This is a genomic window from Gordonibacter sp. An230 (assembly GCF_002159915.1).
Taxonomy (GTDB): domain Bacteria; phylum Actinomycetota; class Coriobacteriia; order Coriobacteriales; family Eggerthellaceae; genus Rubneribacter.
The window spans coordinates 1-2799 of the sequence record NZ_NFJP01000061.1 but is presented as its reverse complement, the minus strand read 5'-3'; the positions used below and the strand labels follow the sequence as shown (position 1 = coordinate 2799).

Genomic DNA, 2799 nt, shown 5'->3' with positions numbered 1-2799 from the left:
GGGCGAGGTCGAGGCCGCCGTGGCCGGATGCCCCGGGGTGAAGGGGGCCGTGGCCGTCGTGGCCGGCGAGCGCGAGCATCTTTTTGCTGTCGCAATCCCTGCCATCAGCGAAGCCCCCATCGCCTCAATTAGCGAGAGATCGCCAGTCGAGAACAGGGAAGCTGAACACACGCGGCTCACTGCGCTTTCTAATATTCTTATCAAAGAGCGAGGCTTGTCGAATGACAGGCTTTTTACGAACGAGCAGAGTGACGAATCTTCTTCACGATATCACGCGGTTATGGAAATGCTCTCTCGCAACACTTCAAATTGCTCAACAGTATGCCGAGACAACACATTGGAAGAAGCCGCTGATTTCTATGAAAAGATACTGACAGAAGCCGCAGACCCTTCCACGTTGTACGAAAGCGACAGGTTCTCTCCTGAAGCCCTCTTTCTCTCTCGCAACTCGTCCCAAAGAATCATCAAGGACGCAATCGCCACAATCAAGGCAATGGCTGAAACGCTTGGCCGCAAACTTAAAGTCGCTGATTTCGGATGCCGAAGTGGACGCATATCAGCCCTGTTGCTCCCCGAGGTCGCAGATACTATCTCGGAATACCATCTGCTCGACACTTCTCAATCTATGCTAGATATGGCCAAAACAAGGCTAGACGACTTTTCAGAAAAAGTGAGAACAGCAAAGCTTACAAAAGTTGTCGATCAAGATATTCATGCACGTTTCGATGTTGTGGTGTCGATAAACGCAATTCACACCATGGAAGAACCTTCTGAGGCAATAAGTGCTCTTGGAGAAACCCTAGCAGCAGACGGCAGGGCTTTCATTGTGGATCCCACCGAGTTTGCCCCTTCCGCAATGGTAACAGCTGCAATTGCCCAGTGCGCATTTGGCGATGGGGAACCGAGCGGTCTGCTTTCTCCCGAGAAATGGATCGACTCTCTTTCGGAGAAAGGATTGCGTGCCGACTGGGTAAAAATCGACGATGGCCTGTTCATCTCTCTGTCCAGCCGAACTTCTCCACCTATCGACCTCACACTTCTCCGCTCTACTCTAGAAAAAGAAGTTCCCGCATATATGGTTCCCGAGCATCTTGGAATCCTACCTTCTCAGCCGCTATCCAGAAACGGAAAAGTGGATAAAGGAAGCGTTAAAGACTGGGCTGAATTGTATTGCTCTTTCTGTGATGCATCTGACAATTATATTGAGCCAAATGGAGAAATCGAGAAAAAGGTTTCGTCTATATGGTCAAAATTCCTTGGAGGAAGGCGTGTCGGCCGCTACGATGGATTTTTTGAATACGGAGGAGACAGCCTAAGTGCTACGCGGATGATTTCCGCTCTTTCAAAAATTGGCATCAAAGCAAGTCTAAAGGAGCTTTTCGCCTCAGGAAATCTTGCAGACTTCTGCAAAGGGCTTTCCATTTCGTCTCCTAATAACTCCAAGGCAATCACTATCAATGAAGAGTTGAGATTTGAGCCGTTCGACCTCACCGAGGTACAGAGGGCATACACCATAGGAAGGACCAGCGGTCTCGACTTGGGCAAGGTAGGATCCTATTGCTTCTTCATGTTTGAAACTAGCGAATACAGTCACGACAGATTTGCATCAGCATGGAGGATTCTGCTCGAGCGTCACGGAGCCTTGCGCACTCTTCTAGTCAAGAATGGCGAGAAGCAGCAGGTGTATCGATCATCTGATCTGAATCTACCTCTGGCTGTCCAAAATGCAATGGATTCAAAAGATGCTCGTAAAATAGTCGAACAAGCAATGTCGCATAGATCGATAGATCTAACGAAATCTCCCGGCTTTGAAGCTCTCTCGGCAGTTTATAGCAGCGGTGCTGTTGTCGGTATTGGCTTCGACAACACTATGGTAGACGGCGTGAGCATGAGCACCGTTCTCGCCGAACTGGCCGAACTCTACGAGAACCCCGGGGCCGACCTCCCCGGCATCGGCCTGACGTTCAGGGATTTCGTCGTCGGGCACCGGAGAGACGGTCGCGAGGTTGAAGAGGCGGAGGGCTACTGGCGCTCGCGCTTGCCCGAGCTGCCGCCCGCGCCGCAGCTCCCCCTCGCCGCCGACCCCTCGACGGTCGGGGAAGGGAGGTTCGAGCGCCTGTGGCGGACGGTTGCCGAGCCCGAATGGTCGGCGGTCAAGGAAAAGGCCCGGCTGCACGGCATCACACCCTCGGCAGTCCTGCTTGCTTGCTACGCGAGGGTGCTGTCAGCCTGGAGCGGAGGGGGCGGCGTGACGCTGAACCTGACCATCTTCGACCGCCCCGAGGTCCATCCCGACATAGACAAGGTGGTGGGCGACTTCACCACCCTTCTCCCGGTGGCATGCCGCCCCTCGGCCGACGCGTCCGTCGAGGCCCAGATGAGGGGCGTCCAGAACGAGCTTGCCGGAGGATTGGAGCATAGGGCGGTCTCGGCCGTGTGGGTCCAGCGCGAGCTGGCGCGCTCCGCAGGGACCTCCGGAGTGGTTCTGCCCGTGGTGTTCACAAGCGCCCTCGGCCTGAGTAGGTTCGATCTCGACGGCGGCTTCATGGATTATCTGGGCGGCCTGTCCCAGACTCCACAGGTGTGGCTCGACCACCAAGCCATGGAGAGAGGCGGCGGCGTCATGCTCTCGTGGGACTACGTGTCCGAGCTGTTCCCCGACGGAATGATCGCCGATATGTTCGATGCGTACTGCTCGGCCGTCTCCTCTTTGGCGGCCTCAGACTGGTCGGAGCCGTTCCCCGACCTGCTGCCCCCTTCGCAGCGCGCGGCGCGCGCCGAGGCGAACTCGGAGGGGGC

Annotated in this window: 1 protein-coding gene; it reads left to right on the top strand. The window is 55.5% G+C overall.

Going from position 1 to position 2799, the window contains the following annotated elements:
* Positions 1 to 2799: condensation domain-containing protein (locus B5F40_RS16105; RefSeq protein ID WP_140396540.1), on the top strand; the 2799-nt coding region annotated here is incomplete at both ends.